We start from the raw sequence: 19,619 nt of genomic DNA on the forward strand, positions 1-19,619 counted from the left end.
ATCGGTGTTCGGCAGGCGATGATCTTGGCGGCTCCCAGCGGCCTGGGGTCGGTCAGCAGCGGCTTCGTCTGCGAAAATGAATAAATCAGGTCCGACTAGGGACAGTCCGGGGGACTGTCCCCGCGCGAGTTCACGCCCGCCCCGCCGACCGCGCCAACTCCGGGAAGTCCCGGCGGAGCCGGGACCGGCTTCGCTGCGCCCCGAGAGCGGGCCGCCCCGCCCCACCGGCCAAGGACGGATCAAGAACTCAACTCTCCAGCAATTGAAGACTAAGCCATCTGCATGCTATCAATGTCGATTCAGCTAAGCGCCGGCCGCCCCGCATCTCATCAGGCGCTGCTGGCCCGAATCGCCCGCGACGGGCTGCGCCCGGGCTTGCGCCGCACCAGGCTGATCAGCGTCACGAGCACGAAGAGGGCCGTCACCATCTTCAGGTCCGAGGGCTGGAAACCAAAGGCCAGGACCAGCGAGATCAGCTGGAAATACACCACCGACCCGAGCACCGGCGCCGCGACCTGGCGGAAAATGGTGCGATTGCCGATGATCGCCTCGCCCAGCAGCAGCGACGCCAGTCCATTGATGAGCGTGCCGAATCCCATATTGACGTCGGCAAAGCCCTGGTTCTGCGCCAGCAGCCCGCCGCCCAGCGCGGCGATGAGATTGGCCAGGCCAAGGCCAACCAACGTATAGGCCTTCACGTTGATGCCCTGCGCCCGTGCCATGGCCTGGCTGGAGCCGAGCGCGCGCATGGCCATGCCGTGCTGTGTGCCAAGGAACCAGAAAATCAGGCCGATGAGCACGACGTCGACCGCCGCCAGGAACACGATGCGGTTGGTCAGGCTGCCGTCGTCGCCGGGCAGGTAGGCGAACAGGTTGGGGAAGTTGAACAGCGCCGTATTGGGCTGGCCCATGACGCGGATGTCGATCGAGTACAGCATGGACAGGACCAGGATGCCGCACAGCAGCGTGTTGATCTTGACCTTCTCGTGGATGTAGGCAGTGGCACTGCCGCCGAGGAAACCCGCGAGTGCGCCGATCAGCAGCGCCGAGACCGGTTCGAGCCCGATCACCAGGCACTTGGCGGTCACGCAGGCGCCGAAGGCCAGCGTGCCTTCGCCGGTCATGTCCGCAAAGCTCAGGATGCGGAAGGGAATCATCACGGCGATGGCGATCAAGGCGTAGATGAGGCCCTGCATCATCCCCATGGGAACGAGGTTCAGAAACGTCGAGAGGAAATTCATAGGGTTATGCCGCTGCGAGAAGATGGGATTCGTCGTCGAAAGCGGCCACCAGGCGCTCGACGGTCATGCCGCGTTTCTGTTCGCCGGTGAGGTCGGCGATGATGCGGCCCTGCTGCATCATGATGAGTCGGTCGCCGTAGGTAATGGCATGGCTCATGTTGTGCGTCACCATGAGCGTGGTCAGCCCGGTCTCGGCCACCACGCGCGAGGTCACCTGCATCACTTTCTCGGCCGTCTTCGGGTCGAGCGCGGCGGTATGTTCGTCCAGCAGCAGCAATTGGGGTTCGCGCAGCACCGCCATCAGCAGCGACAGGGCCTGGCGCTGGCCGCCCGAGAGCAGGCCGGCCTGGGCTTTCATGCGGTTTTCCAGGCCCAGGCCGAAGGTCTCCAGCCGCGCGCGGAACTCGGCCATCATCGCCGTGGTCAGGCCGCGGCCGAAGGTGCGCTTGGCGCCGCGGCGCGCGGCGACGGCGAGGTTCTCCTCGATGCTCAGCGCCGCGGCGGTGCCCACCGAGGGATCCTGGAACACGCGGGAAATGTACTTCGCCCGCTTGTAGGTGGGCAGGCGCGTGATTTCCTGGTCGTCGATGCGGATGAAGCCCGCGTCCGGCAGGACCTCGCCGGCGAGCATGTTCAGCAGTGTCGATTTGCCGGCGCCGTTGCCGCCGACCACGACGGCGAAGTCGCCGCGCCGCAGCGTGAGCGAGACGCCGTCGATGGCGACGCGCTCGTCCGGCGTACCCGCATGGAAGATTTTCTGCAGTTGATGGACGTTTAGCATGGGGATGAAGCCCTGGTACGGAAGCACGTTCATTCGACGAAGCATGCGCAGTTGTCGAACGAAGCGGGGATGGCAAGGCCCAGTTCCTTGAACTTGGCCTTGTTGATGGTGACCACGTAGTCGTCCGGTCCGGGACGCGCGGCGGGAAGCTGCGAGGTGGGCGTGCCCTTGAGCACGCGGTCGGCCAGCACGGCCGCGTTGGTGCCTATCGATTTCAGCGACACGGCGTAGTTGGCGGCGGCCATGCCGCTTTTCACGAATTCGGTTTCCGAGCTCAGGATCGGGAACTTGAGCTGCTTGGCCGCGGCCGCCACGGCGGGGATGGCCGACTGCACCAGGTTCGAGCCGGTGACGTAGGCAAAACCCACGCCTCGCAGCAGCTGCGCGCGCTGCGGAATGTCGCCCACGGCATCGACGCTGACCGGCACGAACTTCAAGCCCGCGCGCTTGGCCGCCTCTTCCAGTTTCTGGGTGGTGACCACGTCGTTGACCTCGCCGGGGTTGTAGAGCGTGCCGAACGACGTGGCCTTGGGAAAGAGTTTCTTGCCGAAGGCGAGCGCGGCATCGAAGTCCTGCATGTCCGAGGCGCCGGTAAAGCGCGTCCCGCCTTGCTGCCAGTTCGGCACGAGGCCTGCCTTGACGGGATCGGTCACCATGGCGAACACCATGGGCGTCTTGCGGTTGACCACCGCCGAGAGCGCCGTCTGCGAAACCGAAGTGGTGATGGTCAGGATCAGGTCGGGCGACCGCGACGATATCTGCGTGAACATCTGGGGCATCAGCGCCTGGGTGAAGTTCGCGTCGCTATAGACATAGCTGGCGTTCTTGCCTTCCACGTAGCCGCGCTTGGCCATCTCTTCCTTGAAGCCCTCGATGGTCTGCGCGATGGACGGGTGGGGACCGAGGTTGGCGATGCCAATCACGGTTTCCGACATGGCTGCGCAGGAGTAGGCGAGCATGGCTGCCGCGGCCGCGTGGAGGACGGCGGCGCGCGGGGAAAGGAGGCGGTGTTGGAGCATGGCGATGGACTCGGTGGAGGCCCCCGCGGCGGTCGCCGGCACGGGCGCTGTTGAGGGAAGAGAGCCTTGGAATGGCGAATTTTTAGCATCGAACAACGTGCCGTCCCCATGCGTAAAGGGACGAGTCCCGATCGCCTAGATGTTCTTGCTCATTTCCTAGATGGCGCATGCGGCGCATGGCCCGGCCCGGCGGCGGGCCGGGCCCGCGCGGCAAATTGTGGCGATGCAACCCGGAATGCTAGGAAATCCGCACCGTGTGCGCCCGCGCTCTTGTTCGGCCGGTGCAACCTCCATAGTCTGCCCGGCGGGAAGGCGAGTCTGTGCGCCTTCCGGCGGTTCGCAAGAACCTCTCCTTCAATTCATCGAGAACACGGGGCCGCTTGGCGCGGAGAAAAGCATGAAGAAATGGTTGGTCGGGGCGGCCGCGGCGGTCGCATGGGCAGGGATTGCGCATGCGCAGTCCAACGTGACGCTTTACGGTTTCCTGTATAGCGGCCTGCGCTACGTGAACAACAGCGCCGGCCATAGCGTGACGGGCCTGGCGACGGGCCCTTCGCGCTGGGGGGCGCGGGGGACCGAGGACCTGGGCTCCGGCCGCTCGGCATTGTTCACGCTGGAGAGCGGCTTCGACATGAGCACGGGCACCTCGCGCCAGGGCGGCCGGCTGTTCGGCCGCCAGGCTTACGTGGGGCTGAACGACAACGCGCTCGGTACGGTGACCTTCGGGCGCCAGTACGACATGGTGGCCTCGTTCCTCGCTCCCTATGTGCCCACCGGCAAGTGGAACGGATACATGGCGCACCCGGGCGATGTCGACAACCTGAACTTCCAGTTCCGGCTGAACAACTCGGTAAAGTACGTGTCGCCCGTGATCAACGGCTTCCAGGCCGGCGCCGTCTACAGCTTCGGGGAAGTGGCCGGATCGGGCAAGCAGAACAGCGCCCACAGCATAGGCCTGAAGTACAAGTCCGGCGACTTCTCGGTCGCCGCGGCCTACATGCGGGTCAACAATCCGGCCAGCGCCGTGTCCGAAGGCAACTGGAACACCATCCTGTTCCCCGCCCTGACTCCCAGCTCGCAGCGCAGCGCCGCCACCATCAGCCCGCAGTCGATGACTACCTTCGGCGTCGCGGCCGAGTACCAGGCGGGCGATTTCAAGTACGCTGCCGCCTATACCCAGAGCCGCTTCGACCGGATGGGCGGGACGGTGGCGGGCCTGCCCGTGACCGACGTCAAATACCAGAACGTCGACGTGAACCTTACCTATTCCGTCAATCCCAGCTGGCAGCTCGGCGCGGGCTATACCTATACCTTCGGCAAGGTCGACGCGACCGGTTTCGAGCCCAAGTATCACCAGATCAACCTGATGACCAACTACTTCCTCTCCAAGCGCACCATCCTGCAACTGGCGGCGATCCACCAGCGCGCCGCCGGCGACGCCGAGAATGCCTACATCCTGTTCGGCAGCACCTCGGGCGCTTCGAGCACCCGCAACCAGACGATGCTGCTGGCTGGCATCTTCCACTTGTTCTGAACCCGTCCCGCCGCAGTGCGCCCGCCTCGCGGGCGCTTTTCCGCTCATGACCCTTCCGACTTCCTCCCGCACCGGCGCCGACATCCTGGCCGACACACTCCATGGCTTTGGCGTGCGCCACGTCTTCCACATACCCGGCGAAGGCATCCTCGAGATGGTCGATGCCCTCGCGGCGCGCCATGCAGACATCCGGCTCACCAGCTTCCGCCACGAAGGAGGCATGGCCTATGCCGCCCAGGCGCTGGGCCAGGTGACGGGCCAGCCGGGGGTATGCCTGGCTGCCAGGGCGCCGGGGGCGCTCAATACGCTGCTGGCCTTGCATACGGCCGAGACCGATGCCGCGCCCCTGCTCCTCATCGTCGGCCAGGCCGCCGCCGGGCAGGCGGGACGCGACCCGCTGGGCGGGCCGGACCTGGGCGAAGTGTTCCGGCCGGTGGTCAAGAGCGTGCTGCAGGTGGGGGAGGCGGCGCGGGTGCCGGAAGTCCTGGCCCGGGCGTGGCAGGCGGCGATGTCGGGCCGCCAAGGCCCGGTCGTCGTGGTGGTGCCCGAGAACGTCATGCACGAGAACGCGTGCGTGGCGGACCTTCAGCCCTCTCGGCCCGTGCGCCCGGCGCCGCCGGCGGACGACATGGCCCGGCTGCAGGGCTTGTGCGCCGGTGCGCGCAAGCCCTTGCTGCTGCTGGGAGGCAGCGGCTGGGACGCCGCGGCGCTCGACCGGATGGCCGCGTTTGCCGCCCGTTGCGGCTGGCCGGTGGCGACGGCCTATCGGCGGGGCGACCTGGTCGATCATGCCGATCCCCACTTCGCCGGCGAGACCGGCATAGGCATCGATCCGGTGCTGGCCGAAGGGATCGCCCAGGCGGATCTCGTGCTGGCCGTGAACGTGCGCCTGGGCGAGATCAACACGTTCGGCGCCGGCGGCTTCGGGGGATTCAGGCTGCTCGACGCGCCCCGGCCACGTCAGGCGCTGGTGCACGTGCATGCCGAGGCCGGCGAATTGAACCGGGTGTACCAGGCCGACCTGGCGATCCAGGCGGATCCCTGCGAATTCGCGGCCGCCCTGCAGGCCCTGCCCGTGCAGGCCAGGCCGGACGAGGGCTGGCTGGCGGGCATGCGCGCGGCCAGGGAGCGCTTCGTGGGCAGCGGCGCCTGCGACGCCCCGGTCGATCTGCGCAAGGTGTTCGAGCAATTGCGCGAACGGCTGCCGGCGCAGGCCGTGGTGACGGTGGGCGCCGGCGCCTATGCCGTCTGGCTGCATCGCTACTTCGCCTTGCGGCGCGGAGGGCGCATGCTCGGACCGAAGAGCGGCGCGATGGGGTACGGATTGCCGGCGGCCATCGGCGCGGCCCTGGCCGATGCCGCGCGCCCCGTGGTGGCGGTGGCCGGCGACGGCTGTTTCCTCATGCATGCCGAGGAGCTGGCCACTGCCGTGCAGCACGGCCTGCGGATCTTGATCGTCGTTGTGAACAACGGCGGGTACGGCGCCATACGCGGCAGCCAGTTGCGGCTGTTCGGCCGTGCGGTGGGGACCGACCTGCACAATCCGTCCTTCGCCGACTATGCGCGGGCGTTCGGCGCGCATGCCGAGCGCATCGAAGAGACCGGCGCCTTCCTGCCGGCGCTCGAGCGGGCGCTGGATGCGGCGGGGCCGTCCCTGCTGGAACTGGTCCTGCCCGCCACCGTGGGGAAGCCGCAATGAGCCGGTCCGTCATCGTCGTGGGCGCCGGCATCGCCGGCCTGACCGCCGCTTTCCGCCTGCAGCAGCGGGGCTTCCAGGTAAAGGTGCTCGAGGCGGACGACCAGCCCGGCGGGCGTGTGGCGCAGGGTCGGGCGGGGCCGATTCCGTACAACACGGGCGCCCGGCTGCTCTATCCCTTCGGCAGTGAACTGCAGGCCCTGATCGACGAGCTGGGCTTGCGCGATACCCTGGTCCCGCTCAGGAATCTCGGTGCGGATTGCCGCACGGACGACGCGACATACCGGATAGACCTGATGCCGGGCTTCGCGGCACTGCGCACGCCCGGACTGGGGTGGCGCGACCGGGCGGGGCTGCTGCGCTCGGGGCTGCACCTGGCCTGGCTGCGCGGACGCACCGATCCCGATCATGCGGCGTCGGCGCTGGCCTACGACGACGTAACGCTTGCGGACTACATCCGGAAGGTGGCCGGTCGGCGCGTGCTGGAGCGCCTGGTCGAGCCCGTGTTCCGGGGGACGCGCAGCTGGAATCCGGAGGACATCTCCGCCTCGTTCTACCTGAGCACCACCCCCAGCCTGTTGGGCCTCGATACGGTCCACGTGCCGCGGGGAGGCATGGGACGGCTGACCGCCGCGCTGGCCGAGAAGCTCGCCATCGAGTACGGAGCCCGGGTGACCGGCATCATGCGCGCGGCCCCGGCGGCTTCCGTCGTCAGGTATCGCCAGGGCGCCGGCGAATTCGAGGCCGCGGCGGATATCGTCGTCTGCGCGACCCAAGGGCAATACGCGGGAAAGCTGGTTTCCGGGCAATCGGACGAGGAGCGCGCGCTGCTGGACGCCGTGCGCTACAACAGCCTGGGTATCGTCCACTATGCGCTGCGCGGCGAGCTTGCGCCCGCCCTCGAGTTCTCGCTGCGCAGCCGGTCGACCCGCATCGCGACCTGGCAGCAGATGGCGGCGCCCGCCGATGCCGGCGAGGCCAAGTCCATCCTCTATTGCCAGTTGACGCCGGAAGCCGTGCGGGAGGCCCAGGAGCAGGGTTGCACCGACGATGTCGACCGTCTCTTGCGCGCCGAGATACGCGCCCGCATACCAGGCTTCGATCGGCGCCTGGTCTACCGATACAACCAGTGGATCGCTTGCAAGCTGCCCGTCTTCTATCCGGGATATGGCCGCAAGGTCGCGCGGTTCCTGGCCTGGCAGGGCGCCGAGCGTCGCGGCGTCTATTACTGTGGCGACTACCTGGCGCAATCGCTGGTGAATGGCGCCTGCCGCAGCGGCGCCGAGGCGGCGGCCGCCATCGCGCGGCATTGGCGATAAGGCGCGGCTAGCCCGCGCTGGCGGGCGCCCGGCCCGCTTCGTCGCGCAACAGGGCCAGGAAATACTCGGCCGCCGGCGTTGTCGGGATCTCCTGGTTCCAGATCGCGACCAGGTCGCGTTGCAGGCATAGTTCGGGCAGGGGCAGCACCGCCAGGTCCGGATAGTGGCGCAGCACGGATTCGGGCAGCAGCGTCAGGAAGCGGCCCTTGCGCAGCAGTTCCGCGGAGCACGGAATCGAGACCCCTTGCACGGTGGCCGTGGGCGCGGGCAGCTCCAGCTGCTTGAACAGCGCGACCAGAAGTGGCCGCAGCACGCCGTTCTGCGGCGGCAGCACCCAGGGATAGTCCCGCAGGCGCGGCAGGCATGACCGCCCCGGCATTCCGCGCAGGGGATGGTCGTGCGCCAGCGCGACATGGAAGGGATCGGCCATCAGCCGGCAATGGCCGAGCGCTGCCGGCAGCTCCAGGTTGGTCAGCATGGTCACGGCCATGTCCAGGCGCCCTTCGCGCACGCCCATCACCAGCGGGTGGTACAGCCCTTCCTCCACGAAGACCTGCATGCCGGGGCGCTCGCCGTACAGCCTGAGCAGCGTGCGCGGCAGCAGCGAAGCCGATGCCCCGGCGCCGCTGCCCACGCGCACGACGCCGATGTGCGCGTTCTTGAGCGCCTCCAGTTCTTCCTGGGCGGCGGCGAATTGCATGTCGATCGCCCGCACGTAGGGCAGCAGCGTGTGTGCGTACACCGTCGGCGCTACGCCCCAGGCATGGCGGGTGAACAGCGTCATGCCCAGCGACTGTTCCAATTGGCGCAGGCTCTTGCTCAGGGCGGGCTGCGACATGCCGAGCGCCCGGCCCGCCTTGCCCAGCGACCGGTGCTCGTACACCGCAAGAAAGTGCTGCAGCTTGGCATCCATACGCGGCTCATATCCATTGGTTATGTCCGAGGTAGCCCAAAGCCATCTAGCATGCCGCTTCAAGGCATGCATAGAATGGGCTTCCACCAAAGATTTCCTATCTTTTCGAGGGCGGCGACACCCATGCATCAAGGATATCAGCTCACCTCCGGCTCGCCTCGCATCGCCTACGAATCGCACGGCCGGGGCGAGCCCATCGTGTTCGTGCACGGTGTCGGGGGCAACTTGGACAATTGGCGCGATCAGCTGGAGCACTTCGGCCGCGACCACCACGCCGTGGCGCTGGACCTGCGCGGCTACGGCCATAGCGACGACATTCCCGGCAAGCTGGATTTCCACGACTTCGCCACCGACGTGCTGGCAGTCATGGACAGGCTGGGACTGGCGCGCGCGCCGCTGGTGGGGCTGTCCATGGGCGGCTTGGTGATCCAATCCGTCTATGCGCGCGCCCCGGAGCGGGTCAGCGCCCTGGTGCTCGCGGCCTGCCGGCCGGCCGACGCGCCTGTGGCCGATGGCGAACAGTTCGCGCGCGACCGCCTGGTGCCGCTGGAGTCCGAGCGGCCCCAGCAAGCGTTGGCCGACAGCCTGCTCCCCAAGCTGATGGGGCCCGCCACCGCGCCCGACGTCGTGGCCCTGTTGCGCGACAGCCTGCTGCGCCTGCGGCTGGACCAATACCGGCAGATCGTGCCGGTGCGCACGCGTTTGCAGCCCTACCTGGCGCTTGGCGACATTCGCGTGCCCACGCTGGTACTGGGCGGAAGGCAGGACCAGCTGGCGCCGGTCGGACAGATGCAGGCCATGGCTCGTGCCATCGCCGGCAGCGAGTTGGACATCTTCGAGGACTGCGGCCATTTCCTGAACATCGAGCGGGCTCCGGCCTTCAACGCCCGCCTGCGCGCGTTCCTGGGTGCCGTGGCCGGGCGCGCGCACTTCGCCTGAATCTCCGTCTTTCCACCCCGGACCTGGAGTACCCCCATGTTCATCGCAAGAACGCTTCTGGCAGGAACATCGTCATTGCTCGCGGCCCTGGCCATGCTTTGGCTGGTTGCCGCCGTGCCTTCAGTGGCGCATGCGCAGGCCGGATATCCGGAGCGGCCGGTCAAGCTGCTGGTGCCCTATCCGCCCGGCGGCGCCATGGACCTGGTCGGGCGCATCCTCGCCAAGGATTTCTCCGAGCGCACCGGCCAGCCCATGGTGGTCGAGAACAAGCCCGGGGCTGCCACGATCATCGCCGCCACCGCCTTGGCCGGAGCCCAGCCGGATGGCTACACGCTGATGCTGGCGCCCAATTCCACGCTGACCATCATTCCGCAGCTCTATGCCAAGCTACCGTTCGACGTGAAGCGCCTGGAGGCGGTGGCGCTGGTGGGCACCAACCAGATGGTGTTTTCCACGAGCAGCGGCAGTGGCCTGAACGACCTGGCGGCGCTGGTGGACAAGGCCCGGAGGACGCCCGGCAGCGTCTCTTACGGTTCGTTCGGCAATGGCAACATCACCCATCTGCTGGGCGAACTGCTCAATCAATCGGCGGGCATCGCCATGCTGCACGTTCCCTACCAGGGAGCGGCACCGGCCATGAGCAGCTTGCTGGGCGGCAATATTACGGCCACCTTCGATACCGTCACCAATGTCGCTCCCCAGGTGCAGGCGGGCAAGCTGCGCGCGCTGGCCGTTACCGGCCGCCAGCGTAGCCCGCTGCTGCCCGACATCCCCACCTTCGCCGAGCGCGGCTATCCGGCACTGGCGGCGGTGGACAGCTGGGTTGGCCTGCTTGCGCCCGCGGGCATGGATACCCAGGCCAGGGCCAGACTGGATGCGCACCTGAACCACATCCTGCGCGATCCGGCTTTCGTCAGGCAACTGAACGAGCGCGGGTTTGACGTGCCCGCTGTCGATGCCGCGGCGTTGGCAGGGCAGGTCAAGGAAGAGCGCGGCCTGTATCGCCAGGTGATCGACAAGGCGAACATCCGGCTCGATTGAGCCGGATGTCGCTTCGGCCCGGATCAGGCCAGCACTTTGGCCATGGACGCGGCCACGTAGTCCAGGTTGGCCTCGAACAGTCCGGCCACGCACATGCGGCCGGACTGGATCAGGTAGACGCCGAACTCGTCGCGCAGCCGATCGACCTGCGCCGGGTTCAGTCCGGTGTAGCTGAACATGCCGCGCTGGTTGACGAAGTAATCCACGTCCAGGTCCGGACGCAGGGCGTGCAGCCGGTCGCGCAGGCCCTTGCGCATGGCATGGATGCGCGTGCGCATCTGCGCCACTTCGCCCTTCCATTCCTCGCGCAGCGCAGGGTCGTTCAGCAGGGTGCTGACCACCCGGCTGCCGAACAGCGCGGGGCTGGAGTAGTTCTTGCGCACCGTGGCCTGGAGCTGGCCCAGCACGCGGCTGGCCTCGTCGGCGGTGGGGCAGACCACCGAGAGTCCGCCCACGCGTTCGCCGTACAGCGACATGTTCTTCGAGAACGAGTTGCCCACCAGCATGGCGATGCCGCGGTTGGCCACTTCGCGCACGACCCAGGCATCCTCTTCCAGCCCATCGCCGAAGCCCTGGTAGGCCATGTCGAAGAACGGGATGGCGTTGCGGGCGACCAGCACGTCGATGATCTTGAGCCACTGCTCGCGCGACGGGTCGATACCCGTCGGGTTATGGCAGCAGGGCTGGAGCAGCACGATGCTGCGCTCGGGCAGCTTTTCGAACGTGGCCAGCATCTCGTCGAAGCGGATGCCGTTGGTGGCCGCGTCGTAGTACGGGAAGGCATGCATGGGGAAACCCGCGCCGCCCAGGATGTTGTAGTGGTTCTCCCAGGTGGGATCGCTGATCCAGATCTCGCTGCCCGGGAAATGCGCCTTCAGGAAATCGGCGCCTACCTTGAGCGCACCCGAGCCGCCCAGGGTATGGATGGTCGCCACCCGGCCCTCGGCCACGGCGCGGTGGCCGGCGCCCAGCACGGTTTCCTGGATCGCCTTGCGGTACTGGGCATCGCCTTCCATCGGCAGGTAGACCGCAGGCACCGAGGTGTCGATGCGGTCGCGGGCCTGGCTCACGCTGCCGAGCACGGGCACCTTGCCGGCGCCGTCGTAGTAGAAGCCGATGCTGAGATTGACCTTGTGCTCGCGCGGGTCTTTCAGGAAGGTCTGCACCAGCGACAGGATGGGATCGCCGGCATAGCGGGGAACGTGCTCGAACATGGAACGATTTTCCTTGGAACTATCGATCGATTATAGAGCGGCGCCTTTCAAGCGCCGCTCTACCCAGGGCACAGCGGATCCGGCTCCGCCGGTCCGCCAGTGCCGCCCCCTGGGGGGCGCGCGTCAGCGCGTAGGGGGGGTTACAAATTCGTTCTCATCTGCCAGAGCTCGGGGAACAGCACGACCTCCAGCATCTTGCGCAGGTAGCTGACCCCGGCCGTGCCGCCGGTCCCGCGCTTGAAGCCGATCACGCGCTCCACCGTCGTCACGTGGCGGAAGCGCCATTGGCGGAAGGCATCCTCCAGGTCCACGAGTTTCTCCGCCAGCGCATACAGGTCCCAGCAGGCATCCGGATCGGCGTAGACCTTCAGCCAGGCCGCCTCGACCGAGGCGTCGTATTGCGTGGGCAGGGTCCAGTCCCGCGCGAGGCGCTCCGGCGCGATGGCGAAGCCGCGCCGCGCCATCAGCATCAGCGCCTCGTCGTACAGCGAGGGGGCTTCCAGCGCCGCTTCCACCAGTGCCTTGCGCTCGGGGTGATGCGCATGCGGCGCCACCATCGCGGCATTCTTGTTGCCCAGCACGAACTCGATCTGCCGGTACTGGAACGACTGGAAGCCGGACGAGCTGCCCAGGTACTGGCGGAACTTGCTGTATTCCGACGGCGTCATCGTCGACAGCACCGTCCAGGCATGGACCAGCTGCTCCATGATGCGCGAGACGCGCGCCAGCATCTTCAGGGCCGGCTCCACCTCGCTGCGCTGGATGCAGGCGCGGGCCGCGAACAGCTCGTGCAGCATCAGCTTCATCCAAAGTTCGCTGGTCTGGTGCTGGATGATGAACAGCATCTCGTTGTGGTCGGGCGACAGCGGATGCTGGGCGCCCAGCAACTGGTCTAGGCCGAGGTAATCGCCATAGCTCATGGATTTGGAGAAATCCATCTGCGCGTTGTGCCACGAGGCGGGGGATGCGTCGGTGTCTTGCCGGGAGGCAGTCATGGAGGAACGTCCTGGACGATGGGTCGTTGAAACGGGATGGGAGGATCAGCGCAGCGGCCGCAGCACCGCGCGCACGGGACTCGCGTCCAGCGTGGCGAAGCGCAGCGGCAGGGCAATCAATTCGTAGTCGCCCTCGGGCGCCTGGTCCAGCACCAGGCCCTCGAGGATGGCCATGCCCGCGGCATGCACCGCGCGGTGCGCGTCCATGGTCTTGGATTCCTGCGGGTCGATCGAGGGGGTGTCGATGCCGACCAGCCGCACGCCATGCCGCGCAAGCAGCGCGATGGCGGCAGGCGCGATCGCGCAAAAGCCGCTGTCCCAGCGCTCGACCGGATTGCGGGCGTAGGTGCGCAGCAGGACACGCGGCGGCACATCGGCCAGCGCGTGTTCGATGTGGCGTGGTTCCACCAGCGGACCGGCGCCCAGGCAGTGGATGACACGGGCAGGGCCGAGGTAGGTATCGAGCGGCACGGCGCCGATGGGCACGCCATCGCGCGCGTAGTGCAGCGGCGCGTCGGCATGGGCGCCGGTGTGCGGCGACAGCGTGACGCGTCCCACGTTGACCGGACAGGCGCCTTCCATGCGCCAGACCTCGGCCTGCTGGAACGGCGTGTCGCCCGGCCAGACCGGGGTCGCGGGGGAAAGCGGGGGGCTGATGTCTATCAGGGGCATGGCGTCGCGGCTAGGGGGCGGCGTGCGCGGGCCGCAACGCCGTGTGTTCAAGCGGAATCTTATCGAAGCGGCCGTCGAATGTGCTGGCATTTTCGACGGCCGTGCAAGGCTGAATTCAAATAAAATTCGAAATTCGAAAAGAAAGTTGAAATCTAATGCGAATAAAATTGGACCGCCTCGACATGCGCATCGTCGAGTGCCTGCAACGCGACGGCCGCATCAGCAACCAGGACCTGGCGGCCCAGGTCTCGCTGTCGCCATCGGCCTGCCTGCGGCGCGTGAAACTGCTGGAGGAAGCGGGCATCATCCAGGGCTACAGCTGCGTGCTGGACTACGCCAAGCTGGGCCTGGAAGTCGAGGCCGTGGTGCACGTGTCCATGCGTCACGAGGTGGAGGGATGGCACGAAGCCTTCGTGGCCGCCATCAAGGACTGGCCGGAGGTGCTGTCCGCCCGCATCGTCACGGGCGGGGCCAACTACATGCTGGTGGTCAGGGCGCGGGACGTCAGCCACTACTCCGACTTCATCGTCAACCGCCTGTATCGCGCGCCCGGCGTGCGCGACATCGAGTCCAACATCGTGCTGGGCTACATCAAGCGCTCGGCCTCGCCCTTCGAGGTGCTGGACCGGGAGTGATCCCCGCTACTTGTTGACCACCCCGAACGCCACGATCTCCACCTTCATGCCCGGCACGACCAGGGCGGCGACGGCCGCGCTGGAGCGGCTGGGGTAGGGCGCGGTGAAGAACTCGCGGTAGACCGCGTCGATGGCCTTCATGTCGTTGACGTCGGTCATGTAGATCAGCACCTGCGTGACATCGTCCAGCGTGCCGCCCGCGGCCTCGACCGCCGATTGCAGGTTGCGGAAGGTCAGGCGGGCCTGGTCCTCGATCGGGCCGGTGTCGATGCTGCCGTCCTTGCGCACCGGACCTTGCGAGGTGAACAGGATCCCGCCGCTGCGCACCGCCCAGGAAAAAGGCTGGCCCACATCGGGCAGGCCGACGTCGATGACTTCTTTCATGCTGTTGCTCGCTTTCTGACGGAAAGCGCAGATGCTCCCATGAAACGGGAGGCTTGCCCAGGGTGGGGTGCTGCGTGATACCCCCCATCAACCAAAGTTAATTGTCCCGATGGCGTCGCCTGCAGATAATTTCTTCGACTCTGGAACGAAGGAATGTCATGAGCGACGTGGTACGCGAGTATGGCAATGGTGCGGTGCTGGGCGTGGCGGTTCCGCAGGCGAACCCCGTGGTCGAGCCCGAACTGGCGGCCCTGCTGCCTGCCGGATTCTCGATGCTTGTCACTCGTCTGCAAGGCAGCCGCACGGATTCGCGCCAGCGGCTGATCGATTACCTGATCAATCTGCCGTCCAGCCTGGAGAGCTACGACAGCGCCAGGCTGGATGTGCTGGGCTATGCCTGCACCGGTAGCTCGTATTTGGTGGGCGCGGATGAGGAGCGGCGGGCGCTGGATGCTGCGTCGGCGCGCTTCGGCTATCCCGTCATTTCCTCGGCGCAGGCGCTGCGGCGGGCCCTGGATCACCTCGGCGCAAGGCGGGTCGCCCTTTTCGCGCCTTATCCGCCGTTCCTGGTCGAGGCCAGCAAACGCTATTGGGAAGCCGTGGGCCTGGACGTCGTCGATTGTGCCTCGGTGTCGCTGGACACCAGCGACACGCGCGATATCTACGGCATCACGACTCCCCTGGTGATGTCTTCGTTCAGCCGGCTGCGCTGGCAGGATGCCGACGCCATCATGTTCACGGGGACCGGCATGCCGACGCTCAGGGCCCTGGTCGAAGTCTCGTCCACGACAGGCAAGCCTGTCGTGTCTTCCAACCTGTGCCTGGCCTGGGCCATGGTGAGGGAGGCCGGCGGCGAGGCCTACCTGGCCCCGGAGCGTGTGGGCGAGCCGCTCTATGGCGGATGGGCAGGCCGGATTCCCGTCTAGTTTTCACGGCGCGGCGGCGACCGCGCAATTTCAGGAGAATCACATGAACGCTTCCAGACAAGCGTGGCGACGTCACGCCCGTATCGTGCTGGCCTGGGCACTGTCCGCGGCGGTGTTGTCCACGGCCTGGGCGGCTGACTATCCCAGCCGTCCCGTCACGCTGATCGTGCCGTTCGCGGCGGGCGGGCCCACCGATGTCACCGCCCGCATTTTCGCGCGGGCCATTGCCCCGGAGCTGGGCCAGACCGTCGTGGTGGACAACCGGCCGGGCGCTGGCGGCACCTTGGGAGGTGGTCAGGCGGCCCGCGCGGCGGCCGACGGCTACACGCTGCTGTGGGGCGGCACCAGCACACTGGCGGTCGCGCCATCGCTGTATGCCTCGCTGCCCTACGACCCGCTTGCTTCTTTCCAGCCGGTCAGCCGGGCCGTGCGCGGGCCATTGGTATTGGCGGTCAACAGCAAGCTGCCCGTGCGGACGGTCGCGGACGTCGTGGCATTGGCCAAGGCCAGGCCGGGCAGGCTGAGCTTCGGCTCCGCGGGCGTGGGATCGATCATCCACCTGACCGGCGAGCTGTTCAAGGCGCGCGCCGGAATCGACATGATCCATATCCCCTACAAGGGCAACGCGCAAGTGCTGACGGACCTGACCGGCGATCACCTGGACATGGCGTTCATCGCGCTGGGACACATGCTGCCTCACATGCAGGACGGGGGCTTGCGCCCCATCGCCATTTCCAGCCTGGAGCGCAATCCGCTGGTTCCCGATCTGCCGACTTTTGCCGAGAGCGGATATCCCGGGTTCGAGTCGCTCGAATGGTTCGGGCTGGTGGCCCCCAAGGGGATTCCCGCGGGTGTGCTGGCCAAGTTGAATACTGCGTTCCGCCACGCCAGTCAGCAGCCGTCGGTGCGGGCGGAAATCGCCAGGCTCGGCTATATGCCCGTGGACGAGACGCCGGACCAGTTTTCGGCGGCGGTGGTAGCCGAAGGCAGGAAGTGGAAGCAGGTGGTGACGGATGCAAAGGTCTCGGTGGAGTGACTGTATGACTGAAGAAGTGTTGTCCACCCCGGTGGCGATCGTCGGTGCCGGTCCGGTGGGCTTGTCCCTGGCGTTGGATCTCGCGTGGCGGGGTATCGACGCGATGGTGCTGGAAAAGGAAGACGGGCACGTGACCCATCCGCGAGCGGGGTTCGTTTCCGTGCGGACCATGGAGCTCTTCCGGCGCTGGGGAATCGCGCAAGCTGTCCGGGAAAGCGGGTTTCCCGGCGATTTCGCGCTTTCCATCGAGTTCTGCACCAGCCTGGCCGGCCATACGCTGGCCAGGGACGAGTATCCCGCGCTGGCAGCCATGCCGCTGCCCGAGTGGTCGCCGGAGAAGAAGCAACGCTGCCCGCAGCACTGGCTCGATCCGGTCTTGAAGAGGGCGCTGTGGGACAGCGGCCGCGGCACGATCCGGGTCGAGACGCGGGTCGACGGCTTCGAGCAGGATGCGGAACACGTCCTGATCCGCGCCACGGACCTGCGCCGGAACGCGCCCCTGGCTATCCGGGCCGACTATCTGGTCGGATGCGATGGCGCGGGCAGCACGATCCGGACCGGTCTCGGCATCGAGATGGAAGGCCGGGGCCACCTGAACTATTCGATGAGCGTGCTGTTCTCCTGCCCGGGGCTGCTGGAGCAGTGCGGCAAGCAGGCCGCCGAGCGGTTCCTGTTGATCGGGCCGGAGGGAACCTGGGGCAACGTCACGGTGATCGATGGGCGCGATGTGTGGCGGCTGACCGTGTATGGCACGGCGGCGAAGTTCGACATGGAAGCCTTCGATGCCAGAGCCTGGGTGCAGCGCGCGCTGGGTACGGACCGGATCGCGTTCGAGGTGGTGTCCATCCTGCCGTGGAAGCGGGCCGAACTGGTGGCCGGGAGCTACGGGCGGGGACGGGTGCTGCTGGCCGGCGATGCCGTGCACACGATGTCGCCCACCGGTGGCATGGGCATGAACACGGGCCTGGGCGACGTGGCGGACCTGGGGTGGAAGCTGCAGGCGATGATCGAGGGGTGGGGCGGGCCGGCCCTGCTGCCGGCCTACACGCAGGAGCGCCAGCCGGTAGCGGTGCGCAATGCCGCCTACTCGACCCACAACTACAAGACCTGGGTGTCGCCGCCCCGCTGCGAGTACCTGCTGGAGGACACGGCGCAGGCGGAGGCGGCGCGCCGCGAGATCGGCGAGCAGATGAAGCGCGCCACGCAGTACGAGTGGCAGTCGTGGGGGTTGCAGATGGGATACCGCTACGACGAATCGCCGCTGTGCGTGGCGGACGGCACGCCGCCGGTTCCCGACGAATACTCGCGCTACGAGCAGACCGCACGCCCGGGGGCGCGCGCGCCGCACGCCTGGCTTGAACCGGGGCGGTCGACACTCGATCTTTTTGGCAGGGGATTCACGCTGCTGGCATTCGGCGACGGGGCCATGGCCGAGGCGGCCCGGTTCGTGCGCGAAGCGGATCGCAGGGGGATGCCGCTGGCGGTGCACCGGATCGAATCCGGGCAAGCGGCCCGGGCGTATGGCGCGCCCTTGGTGCTGGTGCGCCCCGATGGCCACGTGGCGTGGCGAGGTGCCGAGGCCCGCGACGCGGCCCGGATCGTCGATATCGTGCGCGGTGCGCGTTGAGGAGGAAAGCGACATGTCGGAAATATGGGACCAGCTCATCCCCGAACGAGACCGGGCCGCTTCCCGCTTGGCCGGGTTTGGCCGGCCGTCGGGCCTGGGCCGACGGCCGGCGCTGTTGATCATCGACGTGCAATACCGCACGGCCGGGACGAGGCCGATGCCGTTCGAGCAGGCCGTGCAGGAGTTCGCCACTTCCTGCGGTAATACGGCGTGGCGGGCCATCGAGCACATCGCCGAATTGCTGGCGCTGTTTCGCGCGAGGAACTGGCCGGTGCTGTATCCCCACGTCGCGCCCAAGTTCGGCTTCGACCAGGGCCGGCTGACGGAGAAGGTGCCGACCATGATGCAGATCCCGGCCAAGGGCTACGAGTTCGTGGCGTCCATCGCGCCTCGTCCGGGCGACGTGTTGCTGCCCAAGAAACATCCCAGTGCGTTCTTCGGCACTCCGCTGGCCAGCTACCTGGTCAATACCGGTGCCGACACCCTGGTGGTGACGGGTTGCGCGACGTCGGGCTGCGTGCGCAGCAGCGTGGTGGACGCGTTTTCCTACAACTATCGAGTCGCCGTGCCTTCGGACGCGGTTTACGACCGGAACCAGGCCTCGCATGCCGTCAATCTTTACGACATGGCGGAGAAGTACGCGGACGTGATGGATACCAGGACACTGCTGGCGGCGCTCGAAGGCTTGGCGCCGGCGGTGGCAGAGGAGGATGGGAAGTGAAGAAATTCGAACACGGCAACGATCGCTACGATTACAGCGCCATCGTCACCCGGCCGGTCTACGACTGGCCGGAGGGGAAGCGGCTGGCGGTCTATTTCGCCCTCAACATCGAGGGCTTCGAGTTCGGGCGCAATCCCGGCAACGATTTCACCTCCATGCCATCCGCTCCCTACCACCGCGGATACGCTTATCGCGACTACGGCAATCGCGTGGGGGTGTGGCGCATCCTGCGGGAATTCGAGTCGTTCGGATTTCCCTTGGCGGTGCTGGCCAACGGATCGGTCTACGACGTCTGCCCGGAGGTACTGGAGGCATGCCGGCAGCGTGGCGACGAGATGGTCGGACACGGGCGCACGAACTCCGAGCGCCAGGCCGACATGGCGCCGGACGCCGAGCGGACCATGCTGGGCGAGGTCAAGTCGCTGTTCGAGCGGCATGAGGGCAAGGCGCCGGCCGGATGGCTGGGACCGTTCATCTCGCAGAGCCCGAACACGCCGGAACTGCTCAAGGAATTGGGATGGAAATACATGCTCGACTGGTGGTTCGACGACCAGCCCATGTGGTTCCGCACCAAGCATGGACCCATTCTCGCGGTGCCCTATCCGTCGATGGAACTCAACGATCTGCCCGCCTACGTGAACCGGGGAGCGAGCGACGAGGAGTTCACGCGCATGGCCATCGATGCGTTCGACGAACAGCTCCAGGAATCGGCGCAATACCCGATGGTATATTGCCTGTCGCTGCATACGTTCCTGACCGGACAGCCCCATCGCATCAGGCAATTGCGGCGGATCCTGTCCCATATCGCCTCGCAGCGCCACCGGGTATGGCTGACGACGCCCGGAGCGATCGCCGAGCACGTCGCGAGCCTGCCGCCGGGTGTCGTTCCCAGCCGCTGAACGGGATGCCCGGGCCCCAAGCGCGCA

At 67.1% G+C, this 19,619-nt stretch carries 19 protein-coding genes; 11 read left to right on the forward strand and 8 right to left on the reverse strand.

Going from position 1 to position 19,619, the window contains the following annotated elements:
* Nucleotides 1-329: 329 nt before the first annotated feature.
* From ABD104_RS08265 to ABD104_RS08275, 3 genes are read right to left on the reverse strand one after another with little or no spacing between them, the layout of a single operon-like run.
* Nucleotides 330-1,241, reverse strand: a complete 912-nt coding sequence (locus ABD104_RS08265) for an ABC transporter permease (protein ID WP_087779911.1) — start codon at nucleotides 1,239-1,241, stop codon at nucleotides 330-332.
* A gap of 4 nt (nucleotides 1,242-1,245) precedes the next feature.
* Entirely contained in the window at nucleotides 1,246-2,022 is a 777-nt protein-coding gene (locus tag ABD104_RS08270; RefSeq protein ID WP_343927434.1) for an ABC transporter ATP-binding protein, read from the reverse strand.
* A 29-nt stretch (nucleotides 2,023-2,051) separates the two neighbouring features.
* Nucleotides 2,052-3,041: an ABC transporter substrate-binding protein gene (locus tag ABD104_RS08275; protein WP_343927361.1), complete on the reverse strand. Its 990-nt coding sequence runs from the start codon at nucleotides 3,039-3,041 to the stop codon at nucleotides 2,052-2,054.
* 397 nt (nucleotides 3,042-3,438) lie between these two features.
* On the opposite strand from ABD104_RS08275, the gene ABD104_RS08280 reads away from it, so the two are divergent.
* The 3 genes from ABD104_RS08280 to ABD104_RS08290 are packed head-to-tail and all read left to right on the forward strand — an operon-like array spanning nucleotide 3,439 to nucleotide 7,590.
* The gene (locus ABD104_RS08280; protein ID WP_343927362.1) at nucleotides 3,439-4,575 is read left to right on the forward strand and encodes a porin; all 1,137 of its coding nucleotides are present in this window, start codon (nucleotides 3,439-3,441) and stop codon (nucleotides 4,573-4,575) included.
* Between the two features lie 46 nt (nucleotides 4,576-4,621).
* On the forward strand, nucleotides 4,622-6,274 hold the full coding sequence (locus ABD104_RS08285; RefSeq protein ID WP_343927363.1) for a thiamine pyrophosphate-dependent enzyme: 1,653 nt from the start codon (nucleotides 4,622-4,624) through the stop codon (nucleotides 6,272-6,274).
* Nucleotides 6,271-7,590 carry a protoporphyrinogen/coproporphyrinogen oxidase gene (locus tag ABD104_RS08290; protein WP_343927364.1) on the forward strand — a complete coding sequence of 440 codons (1,320 nt, stop codon included), beginning with the start codon at nucleotides 6,271-6,273 and terminating at the stop codon, nucleotides 7,588-7,590. Before ABD104_RS08285 ends, ABD104_RS08290 begins: the two co-directional genes overlap by 4 nt.
* 7 nt (nucleotides 7,591-7,597) lie before the next feature.
* On the opposite strand, the gene ABD104_RS08295 is transcribed toward ABD104_RS08290, so the two are convergent.
* Nucleotides 7,598-8,503, reverse strand: coding sequence for a LysR family transcriptional regulator (locus tag ABD104_RS08295; protein ID WP_343927365.1), 906 nt, complete (start codon nucleotides 8,501-8,503; stop codon nucleotides 7,598-7,600).
* A gap of 123 nt (nucleotides 8,504-8,626) precedes the next feature.
* Between ABD104_RS08295 and ABD104_RS08300 the strand changes: the two genes are divergently transcribed.
* Nucleotides 8,627-9,442, forward strand: a complete 816-nt coding sequence (locus tag ABD104_RS08300; protein WP_343927366.1) for an alpha/beta fold hydrolase — start codon at nucleotides 8,627-8,629, stop codon at nucleotides 9,440-9,442.
* A 36-nt stretch (nucleotides 9,443-9,478) separates the two neighbouring features.
* Nucleotides 9,479-10,483 (forward strand): Bug family tripartite tricarboxylate transporter substrate binding protein, encoded by a 1,005-nt coding sequence (locus ABD104_RS08305; protein WP_343927367.1) that lies wholly within the window; start codon nucleotides 9,479-9,481, stop codon nucleotides 10,481-10,483.
* A 23-nt stretch (nucleotides 10,484-10,506) separates the two neighbouring features.
* Here the strand turns inward: ABD104_RS08305 and ABD104_RS08310 are convergent, their stop codons facing one another.
* The 3 genes from ABD104_RS08310 to kynB all read right to left on the reverse strand — a co-directional run bounded on the left by ABD104_RS08310 (nucleotide 10,507) and on the right by kynB (nucleotide 13,364).
* Complete coding sequence (locus ABD104_RS08310) at nucleotides 10,507-11,697, reverse strand: amino acid aminotransferase (protein ID WP_087838415.1); 1,191 nt, start codon at nucleotides 11,695-11,697, stop codon at nucleotides 10,507-10,509.
* Between the two features lie 140 nt (nucleotides 11,698-11,837).
* Nucleotides 11,838-12,692 carry a tryptophan 2,3-dioxygenase gene (gene kynA / locus ABD104_RS08315; protein WP_343927368.1) on the reverse strand — a complete coding sequence of 285 codons (855 nt, stop codon included), beginning with the start codon at nucleotides 12,690-12,692 and terminating at the stop codon, nucleotides 11,838-11,840.
* A gap of 45 nt (nucleotides 12,693-12,737) precedes the next feature.
* Nucleotides 12,738-13,364, reverse strand: coding sequence for an arylformamidase (gene kynB, locus ABD104_RS08320; protein WP_176400701.1), 627 nt, complete (start codon nucleotides 13,362-13,364; stop codon nucleotides 12,738-12,740).
* 161 nt (nucleotides 13,365-13,525) lie between these two features.
* On the opposite strand from kynB, the gene ABD104_RS08325 reads away from it, so the two are divergent.
* Entirely contained in the window at nucleotides 13,526-13,999 is a 474-nt protein-coding gene (locus ABD104_RS08325) for an Lrp/AsnC family transcriptional regulator (protein WP_087838498.1), read from the forward strand.
* A 6-nt stretch (nucleotides 14,000-14,005) separates the two neighbouring features.
* Here the strand turns inward: ABD104_RS08325 and ABD104_RS08330 are convergent, their stop codons facing one another.
* Entirely contained in the window at nucleotides 14,006-14,383 is a 378-nt protein-coding gene (locus ABD104_RS08330; protein WP_087779920.1) for a RidA family protein, read from the reverse strand.
* A gap of 158 nt (nucleotides 14,384-14,541) precedes the next feature.
* Between ABD104_RS08330 and ABD104_RS08335 the strand changes: the two genes are divergently transcribed.
* The 5 genes from ABD104_RS08335 to ABD104_RS08355 are packed head-to-tail and all read left to right on the forward strand — an operon-like array spanning nucleotide 14,542 to nucleotide 19,592.
* On the forward strand, nucleotides 14,542-15,309 hold the full coding sequence (locus tag ABD104_RS08335) for a maleate cis-trans isomerase family protein (protein ID WP_087838412.1): 768 nt from the start codon (nucleotides 14,542-14,544) through the stop codon (nucleotides 15,307-15,309).
* A 43-nt stretch (nucleotides 15,310-15,352) separates the two neighbouring features.
* Entirely contained in the window at nucleotides 15,353-16,345 is a 993-nt protein-coding gene (locus ABD104_RS08340; RefSeq protein ID WP_165963153.1) for a Bug family tripartite tricarboxylate transporter substrate binding protein, read from the forward strand.
* A 4-nt stretch (nucleotides 16,346-16,349) separates the two neighbouring features.
* Entirely contained in the window at nucleotides 16,350-17,972 is a 1,623-nt protein-coding gene (locus ABD104_RS08345) for an FAD-dependent monooxygenase (protein WP_343927369.1), read from the forward strand.
* 13 nt (nucleotides 17,973-17,985) lie between these two features.
* A complete protein-coding gene (locus tag ABD104_RS08350) occupies nucleotides 17,986-18,693 on the forward strand; it encodes an isochorismatase family protein (RefSeq protein ID WP_343927370.1) in 708 nt (235 codons plus the stop codon).
* Nucleotides 18,690-19,592: a polysaccharide deacetylase family protein gene (locus ABD104_RS08355; protein WP_087838408.1), complete on the forward strand. Its 903-nt coding sequence runs from the start codon at nucleotides 18,690-18,692 to the stop codon at nucleotides 19,590-19,592. Before ABD104_RS08350 ends, ABD104_RS08355 begins: the two co-directional genes overlap by 4 nt.
* Nucleotides 19,593-19,619 lie beyond the last annotated feature (27 nt).

This window comes from Pigmentiphaga daeguensis, assembly GCF_039523035.1.
In the GTDB taxonomy this organism is placed as follows: Bacteria; Pseudomonadota; Gammaproteobacteria; order Burkholderiales; family Burkholderiaceae_B; genus Pigmentiphaga; species Pigmentiphaga daeguensis.

Coding starts and splice junctions, on each gene's coding strand:
- ABD104_RS08310 (WP_087838415.1), bottom strand. CDS start 11,697: ATGTTCGAGCACGTTCCCCGCTATGCCGGCGATCCCATCCTGTCGCTG.
- ABD104_RS08265 (WP_087779911.1), bottom strand. CDS start 1,241: ATGAATTTCCTCTCGACGTTTCTGAACCTCGTTCCCATGGGGATGATG.
- ABD104_RS08270 (WP_343927434.1), bottom strand. CDS start 2,022: ATGCTAAACGTCCATCAACTGCAGAAAATCTTCCATGCGGGTACGCCG.
- ABD104_RS08285 (WP_343927363.1), top strand. CDS start 4,622: ATGACCCTTCCGACTTCCTCCCGCACCGGCGCCGACATCCTGGCCGAC.
- ABD104_RS08305 (WP_343927367.1), top strand. CDS start 9,479: ATGTTCATCGCAAGAACGCTTCTGGCAGGAACATCGTCATTGCTCGCG.
- kynA (WP_343927368.1), bottom strand. CDS start 12,692: ATGACTGCCTCCCGGCAAGACACCGACGCATCCCCCGCCTCGTGGCAC.
- ABD104_RS08280 (WP_343927362.1), top strand. CDS start 3,439: ATGAAGAAATGGTTGGTCGGGGCGGCCGCGGCGGTCGCATGGGCAGGG.
- ABD104_RS08330 (WP_087779920.1), bottom strand. CDS start 14,383: ATGAAAGAAGTCATCGACGTCGGCCTGCCCGATGTGGGCCAGCCTTTT.
- ABD104_RS08290 (WP_343927364.1), top strand. CDS start 6,271: ATGAGCCGGTCCGTCATCGTCGTGGGCGCCGGCATCGCCGGCCTGACC.
- ABD104_RS08275 (WP_343927361.1), bottom strand. CDS start 3,041: ATGCTCCAACACCGCCTCCTTTCCCCGCGCGCCGCCGTCCTCCACGCG.
- kynB (WP_176400701.1), bottom strand. CDS start 13,364: ATGCCCCTGATAGACATCAGCCCCCCGCTTTCCCCCGCGACCCCGGTC.
- ABD104_RS08295 (WP_343927365.1), bottom strand. CDS start 8,503: ATGGATGCCAAGCTGCAGCACTTTCTTGCGGTGTACGAGCACCGGTCG.
- ABD104_RS08350 (WP_343927370.1), top strand. CDS start 17,986: ATGTCGGAAATATGGGACCAGCTCATCCCCGAACGAGACCGGGCCGCT.
- ABD104_RS08345 (WP_343927369.1), top strand. CDS start 16,350: ATGACTGAAGAAGTGTTGTCCACCCCGGTGGCGATCGTCGGTGCCGGT.
- ABD104_RS08300 (WP_343927366.1), top strand. CDS start 8,627: ATGCATCAAGGATATCAGCTCACCTCCGGCTCGCCTCGCATCGCCTAC.
- ABD104_RS08335 (WP_087838412.1), top strand. CDS start 14,542: ATGAGCGACGTGGTACGCGAGTATGGCAATGGTGCGGTGCTGGGCGTG.
- ABD104_RS08340 (WP_165963153.1), top strand. CDS start 15,353: ATGAACGCTTCCAGACAAGCGTGGCGACGTCACGCCCGTATCGTGCTG.